Source organism: Planctomycetota bacterium (genome assembly GCA_026387035.1).
In the GTDB taxonomy this organism is placed as follows: Bacteria; Planctomycetota; Phycisphaerae; order FEN-1346; family FEN-1346; genus JAPLMM01.
In genome coordinates, this window is the sequence record JAPLMM010000057.1 from 1 (window position 1) to 6,902 (window position 6,902).

Sequence of the window (6,902 nt, forward strand, 5' to 3'; positions counted from 1 at the left end):
CCCGACGTCCGGGACCGTCACGGGCATCGAATCGGTCATCGATGCCGCCACCGGCCGGACGGTCCAGGCGGTCGCCATCGAACCGGACGGCCGGGACGCCTGGGCCGAAGGGTGCGACGAGCCGCGCGACTGGTCGCGCCTGTCGGCCGACGAGATCCGCGAGGCGGTGGCCGAGGGCGGCATCGTCGGCATGGGCGGCGCGACGTTCCCGACGCACGTCAAACTCGCCCCGCCGAAAGGCAAACAGGTCAACACGATCCTCATCAACGGGGCCGAGTGCGAGCCCCTCCTCACGTGCGACCATCGGCTGATGCTCGAGCGGCCGGAGGACATCGTCACCGGGATGCGGATCTGCATGGCGGCGACGGGCGCGTCGCGCGGCCTGGTGGCCATCGAGGACAACAAGCCCGACGCCGCCGAGGCCATGCAGTCGGCCGTCCGCGGATTCGACGCCGGGGGCGTCCAGGTCCTCCGCACGAAATACCCGCAGGGGGCGGAGAAGCAACTCATCCTTGCCTGCCTGGGGCGCGAAGTGCCGACGGGCGGCCTGCCGGCCGACGTCGGCGTCGTGGTGCAGAACGTCGCCACGGCCGCTGCCGTCGCCGACGCCGTCACGCGCCGCCGGCCCCTGACGGAGCGGGCCCTCACGGTCGCGGGCGACGCGGCGCGGTGGCCGGGGAACTTCCTCGCGCGGATCGGAACGCCCCTCGGGGCGCTTCTGGCGCGCGCCGAGGTGGCCGACGGCTTCGAATCGCTCATCCTCGGCGGGCCGATGATGGGCAAGGCCCAGTTCACCACGGACCTTTACGTGACGAAGGGGACGAGCGGCGTCCTGGCGTTCCGCAAGGCCGCCGTCTATGAGCACGACCCCTGCATCCGCTGCGGGGCGTGCGTCCGGCACTGCCCGTCGTACCTCCAGCCCAGCCGACTTTCGATCCTCGGGGAAGCGTTCCTCGACGGCGACCTCGACGCCATTGACGCCGCCATGGACTACGGGCTGATGGATTGTATCCTGTGCGGGTTGTGCGCCTACGTGTGTCCGGCCCACCGGCGGATCGTGCATCTGGTGGAAATGCTGCGGGGGGAGAAGCGAAAGGCCCTGGCGCGCCAGCGCGAACGCGAGCACCAGGCCCAGGCCAAACTCAAGGCGGAGGCGGAGAAAGCCTGGCGGTGGCGACGGCCGTCATCACCGAAGCCGTCATCACGCGCCTGCGCCTCAAGAAGGCGACGGTCGGTGACGGGAGCGCCGTCGTCACGGGCCTGCTGGTGGCGTTCTGTCTGCCGGCCCAGGCACGGTGGTTCGTGCCGATCGTCGCCGCGTTCGTGGCCATCGCCATCGCCAAGCAATGTTTCGGCGGCCTGGGGGCGAACATCTGGAACCCCGCCCTCGTCGGCCGCGCCTTCGTCCACGTCGCCTACCCGACGGACCTGAACCCCTCGGCGTACCCCTTGCTCAACAGCGGGCACTTCGTGAGCAATGTAGGAACCGTCCTCGAAGGGGTGCCGGAAGGGGTTGACGCGGTCTCGGGTGCCAGCCCGATGGCCATCCTGAAACGTATCGCAACTGAAGGGTTCTATGATGCCGATGTGTCGAAGTTCATGTTCGTCGGGGATTGGTCGAAGTTGTGGCGCTGGTTCGTTGGGAACGTTTACGGCAGCATCGGCGAGACGAGCGCCCTTTTGCTCATCCTCGGCGCCCTTTACCTTATCTACAAGGGCTGGGTCCGCTGGCAGGTACCTCTGGCATACCTGGCCGCCGTCGCCCTCGGGGCCGTGCTGTTGCCGCTCCATCTCGTCGAGCGCGGCGTCCAAGCCGGCGAGGCCGGATGGCATCCCATGATCACGTACGGGCCGGGGTTTGCGCTCAAGTTCGCTGCGATGCACCTGCTGGGCGGCGGCCTCATGCTGGGGGCCTTCTTCATGGCCACCGACATGGTGACCAGCCCGCTGACGAATAAGGGCATGCTCCTCTTCGGCTTCGGATGCGGGGCCCTGACGATCCTGATACGCCTGTACGGCGGCTACCCGGAGGCGGTGTGCTACTCGATCCTCCTCATGAACACCACCGTGCCGCTCATCGACCGCTGGACGCAGCCGCGAATCTTCGGACACAAGAAATGATCCGCAACCTCGCCAAGTTCGTCGTGATTCTCAGCGTCGCCTGCCTCGTGATCGGCGGGGGGGTGGCGGCACTCTACGGCCTCTTCCGCGGCGACATCGAGCGCCGCGACCTTCGGATCAAAGAGCAGGCCATCCAGGACGTCTGCCCCGAAGGCGCTTCGGTCGATCCCCAGGCGCCCATCGCCGGCGCGCCCATGGCCGCCGATGCCGTCTACGCCGCACGCGATTCCGCCGGCCGGACGGTCGCCTACGTCGCCCAGGGCGAGGCCCAAGGCTATTCGAGCCTCCTCAAGGTCATGGTCGGCGTGCGGGCGGAAGACTTGGCCGTCCTCCGCGTCGTCGTCCTCTCGCAGCAGGAGACGCCCGGCCTCGGCGCGACCGTGGCCGAACAAAAATCCAACTTCACGCTGTGGGAAAAACTGTTCGGCCCCAGCAAGGCGGGGAAAACCGAGCAACTCATCAATCCGTTCCTCGACCAATTTCCGGGAAAGAAACCGGAGCAGTTCAGTCAGGTGCAGGCCATCACGGCCGCGACGATTACGTCGAACGCGACGAAACGCGCGGTCGAGCAGGCCGTCCAGCAGATTCGCGACGCCGCCGGAAAAAAAGGGACGGGAGCAGGTGCGAATGAGTGAAACGCCCCTCAAAACCATCGTCGAAGCCATCCTCTTCGCGAGCGACCAGCCCGTGAGCGCCGACCGCCTGGCCGACGCCGCCGGCGAAGACGTCGCCGTCGGCATGGTGAAAAGGTGCGTCGAGGAACTCCTGGCCGACTACGACGCCCAGGGCCGCGCCTTCACCATCGAGGAAGTCGCCGGCGGGTATCAACTCTTCACGCGGCCCGAGTATAACAAGTATCTGAAACCGCTCGTTCGGGCGCGGCAACAGGCGCGGCTGACGCAGGCGGCGCTCGAGACCCTGGCCATCATCGCCTACAAGCAGCCCGTCGCCCGGGCCGAGGTCGAGGACATCCGCGGCGTGGCGTGCGGCGACATGATAAGGGCGCTCATGGAAAAGGGCCTGGTGCGCATCGCCGGACGAAGCGAACAACTCGGCCGGGCCTTGCTCTACGGCACGACGAAGAAGTTCCTCCAGGCGTTCGGCCTGTCGAGCGTCAAGGATCTGCCCGATTCCAAGCAACTCGTTCAGCCGTAGGCGGCGGAATCGCCGAACCGTTTTCCCCGCCGGCCGGTTCATACGCGTGGGGGGAATTTCAGGAAGGACAACATGGAACGAAGATGGATTGCGGTCCTGGCGGCGCTGAGTCTCGCACTGCCGTTTCCTTTCGCCACCGCTGGATACGCCCGCGCGGCCGAGGACGAGGCGATCTTCGGCGAGGCCGACCAGAACGGCCGCCTCGCCAACGAGGGTTTCGCCCGCTGCCACAAATACGTCGAAGGCTGGCTGGCCCACGCCGACCCGAAGAGCGGCCTCATTCCCCGCAACCTGAGCGGCGACCGCGACCGCTGGAACGCCAAGGACGCCGCCGCCGACAACTATCCGTTTATGGTTCTCACGTGCGCCCTCACGGACCGGCCGATGTTCGACGGCCGCATGCTCGAGATGCTCCGGGCCGAGACCCGGCTGACGAGCCGCAGCGACCGCCTGCCCGACGATTTCCTTTTCTCGAAGCAGGGCTTTGCGACGCCGCAACCGAATCTCGACGCCATCATCTTCGGCGCGGCGGAGTACGTCAAGGACGGCCTGATTCCGCTGACGGAATGGCTGGGCAAGAGCCCGTGGTCCGAGCGGATGACGGGCCTCCTGGACGATATATGGAAGAATGCACCCATCGACACGCCGTTCGGCAAGATCCCGACGCTCAACTTCGAGGTCAACGGCGACCTGCTCCAGGCCTGCTCGCGGGTGTACTGGTTCACGGGCGACCGCAAGTACCTCGATTGGGCCGTCCGCCTGGGCGATTACTACCTGCTGGGCGGCCACCATCCCACGCGCGACATGAAGAGCCTGCGACTGGCAGACCACGGCTGCGAGGTCATCAATGGCCTGACGGAACTGTATGTCGCCCTCTCGCTGGCCGACCCCGCCAAGAAGAAGGTCTACGAGAAACCGCTCCACGAGATGTTCGACCGCATCCTCGAAGCCGGCCGCAATGACGACGGGCTGCTCTATGTGGAGTTCAATCCCAAGACCGGCGAACACAGCAAGGGCCTGGCCGACACGTGGGGCTATACCTACAACGGGTTCTACACCGTCTGGCTCGTGGACAAGACCGAGGCCTATCGCGACGCCGTGATCAAGGCCCTGGGTAACCTCAAGGGCAAGTACGTCGGCGCCGCCTGGGCCGACCGCTCGGCCGACGGTTACGCCGACTCCATCGAGGGCGCGATCAACCTCTTCAACCGCGAGCCGGTCCCCTCCGCCGCCGACTGGATCGACAGCCAGACCCGCATGATGTGGGCCATCCAGAAGTCCGACGGCGTCATCGAGGGCTGGCACGGCGACGGCAACTTCGCCCGCACGTCCATCATGTACGCACTCTGGAAGACCCAGGGGGCGACCGTTCGCCCGTGGCGCGCCGACGTCCGCATCGGCTCGGTCCGCAACGGCCAGGCCGTGTGCCTGAACCTCGCCGCCGACGAGCCGTGGACCGGCTGCGTCCTTTTCGACAAGCCCCGCCACAAGGCCAACATGCACCTGCCGGTCGATTACCCGCGCATCAACCAGTTCCCCGAGTGGTTCACCGTCCAGGCCGACGCGCGCTACACCGTCCGCGACATGACCACCGGCGCCGAAAAGACGCTCTCCGGCCGCGAGTTGCAGGACGGCATCCCCGTGGAGTTGAAGCCGGGCGCGCCGGTGCGATGGCGCATTGAGCCCGCCAAGCCATAGGCCGGCGGACTCCTCCTTTGCGAGAGAAGTGCCCGGCGGGCGCCCTCACGCCCGCGTCTTGGCGATCGCCTTCGCCACCTCTGCGGCAACGGTCGTGCGGAGGGCCTCCGTGCCCCGCCGTGCGGCGGCGACGAGGTCGTCCTCCGTCAATCGTTCAAAGAGCCGCCGGCGAACCTCCGGCGCAAGATTCCGCTGCTTCAAGTCCTCACGCACCTCGCGCAAGACCTCAAGAAGCGTCGCGTACTCCGGGCCGAACTCTTTTTCGAGGCGCTCCCGCAGCCGCCGCGCCCGGCTCGGCGCCGCGCCGCTCGGCGAAATGGCGATCAGGAGATCCACTCGCCTCACCTGCGCGGGGACGATGAAGTCGCACAACTCCGGCCGGTCCACGACGTTCACCAGGACGCCGGCCACCCGCGCGTCTTCGGCGATGCGGCGGTTGACCGCCTCGTCGTCCGTCGCGGCGACGGCGACGAGCGCCCCTTCGAGGTGCCGCTTCTCATAGCGAACTGCGAGGCACTCGAAGCGCCCGTCCTCGGTAAAGCCGGCCACGAGTTTCGGCGCGACGACGCGAACGCGCGCTCCGGCGTCGGCCAGGGCGCGGGCCTTCCGCAGCGCCACCTCCCCGCCGCCCACCACCAGCGCCCGGCGGCCGAAAAGATTCAACACAATCGGATAGGCGAAACGCGATTCGGTCATGGTATGCAGTATACTCTCGCGGCTAGGGCGACACAATGAACGTCAGGGGCGTATCTCCTGCGCCTTGTCACGTATTGCCTTCGCGCGAGTTTGCAGAGTTGCCGCCCTCTTGCTCTGGTTCATCTCTTGCAAGACGTCGGCGTATTCCGACAGGATATCGGCAACCGCGTCCGAGTCCGGGCCGGAATCACCTTCCTGGATATTCAGGGCGCGGTTCAGGGCCGCCGCGGCCTCCTCGAACTTGCGCTGCATGCTGAGAACCCTTGCCAAGTTCCGCAGGCTGAATGCAACCCTGGAATGGACCGGGCCGTAGAGTCTCTCGCGTATCTCGAGCGACTTGCGGAGGTGCGCCTCGGCGTCGGCAAGATTCTCGAACATGAGCGGAAGTGCCAGGATGTCGTGCCCTGCGGCAGCCTGCTCGCTATCCCCGCCGGTCTCGGCCGCAAGGCGGGCCAAATCCAGGAAATCAACTTCGGTGGCCTGCGGCCTGACCCAAGAGTGGACGGCCTTGTCAAGACGGTGGAACAGTCCTTGGAATTGGGCCAAGACGCATCCCAGGATGACAACGAACGGAAAAACCATCCGCGTCAGACGCCCCCACGTTTGCAGTCGCCGCCAGAATACGACGAGCCGCACACAGAAGACGATAAGCGCAACCGGCGACGCGAAGAACACCACCAGCGGAATCACAAGATAGAACTCGCTGCCCGTACGGTCGCGCAGATACTCCCCGAACACCACGGCAAAAGACGTAAGCAGCAATGCTGCCACGACGATAACCGCCAAAACTGCATCTACGGTACGCCTCACTGGTTGCGGCGCGGCACCGGTTGTTGATTCGGCCGACATGGCATCCCCCTTTCCTGCGTCACTCCGTCACTTCGTTACCGTTCTTGAGGTACGGCAGGACGTACGGGCCGTTGGGCATGACGATGACGCGCGCCTCCGGGCCGTGCTTGTCGAACGCGCGCTCGAGGCCCGCCTGGAGGCTCTCGACGGGGGTCACGAACCCCTTCAAGGCCGATTGCTGGAAATCGCGCGGCAGGCGGTCCGACCAGAAGAGAATCTCGCCGTGCCGGGCGGCCTTCGCGAGGTTCTCCAGGGCCCACTGGTCCTTCACGACGGGGGCCCCCTCGGCCGTCACCTCCGCCAGGAACGCCTCGTGCCCGAGGCCCCGCATCACGAGGTCCGTAAACTCGCTGCCGCCGATGCCTTCTTCGCACGCGGCCGCG

At 66.6% G+C, this 6,902-nt stretch carries 7 protein-coding genes and 1 pseudogene; 5 read left to right on the forward strand and 3 right to left on the reverse strand.

The window, feature by feature from the left end:
- Positions 1-37 precede the first annotated feature (37 nt).
- The 5 genes and pseudogenes from rsxC to NTX40_01725 all read left to right on the forward strand — a co-directional run bounded on the left by rsxC (position 38) and on the right by NTX40_01725 (position 4,974).
- Positions 38-1,162: pseudogene (rsxC, locus tag NTX40_01705) on the forward strand (electron transport complex subunit RsxC).
- An 8-nt stretch (positions 1,163-1,170) separates the two neighbouring features.
- Complete coding sequence (locus tag NTX40_01710) at positions 1,171-2,121, forward strand: RnfABCDGE type electron transport complex subunit D (GenBank protein ID MCX5647800.1); 951 nt, start codon at positions 1,171-1,173, stop codon at positions 2,119-2,121.
- The gene (locus tag NTX40_01715) at positions 2,118-2,756 is read left to right on the forward strand and encodes an FMN-binding protein (GenBank protein MCX5647801.1); all 639 of its coding nucleotides are present in this window, start codon (positions 2,118-2,120) and stop codon (positions 2,754-2,756) included. The genes NTX40_01710 and NTX40_01715 overlap by 4 nt, the downstream gene beginning before the upstream one ends.
- The gene (gene scpB / locus NTX40_01720) at positions 2,749-3,276 is read left to right on the forward strand and encodes an SMC-Scp complex subunit ScpB (GenBank protein ID MCX5647802.1); all 528 of its coding nucleotides are present in this window, start codon (positions 2,749-2,751) and stop codon (positions 3,274-3,276) included. Before NTX40_01715 ends, scpB begins: the two co-directional genes overlap by 8 nt.
- Positions 3,277-3,348: 72 nt before the next feature.
- The gene (locus NTX40_01725) at positions 3,349-4,974 is read left to right on the forward strand and encodes a hypothetical protein (GenBank protein ID MCX5647803.1); all 1,626 of its coding nucleotides are present in this window, start codon (positions 3,349-3,351) and stop codon (positions 4,972-4,974) included.
- 45 nt (positions 4,975-5,019) lie between these two features.
- On the opposite strand, the gene NTX40_01730 is transcribed toward NTX40_01725, so the two are convergent.
- From NTX40_01730 to NTX40_01740, 3 genes are all read right to left on the reverse strand, one after another.
- Positions 5,020-5,670 carry a bifunctional precorrin-2 dehydrogenase/sirohydrochlorin ferrochelatase gene (locus NTX40_01730; GenBank protein ID MCX5647804.1) on the reverse strand — a complete coding sequence of 217 codons (651 nt, stop codon included), beginning with the start codon at positions 5,668-5,670 and terminating at the stop codon, positions 5,020-5,022.
- Positions 5,671-5,712: 42 nt separating this feature from the next.
- Positions 5,713-6,519 carry a tetratricopeptide repeat protein gene (locus tag NTX40_01735; protein ID MCX5647805.1) on the reverse strand — a complete coding sequence of 269 codons (807 nt, stop codon included), beginning with the start codon at positions 6,517-6,519 and terminating at the stop codon, positions 5,713-5,715.
- A gap of 19 nt (positions 6,520-6,538) precedes the next feature.
- On the reverse strand, positions 6,539-6,902 hold a 364-nt coding region (locus NTX40_01740), incomplete at its 5' end, for a hypothetical protein (protein MCX5647806.1).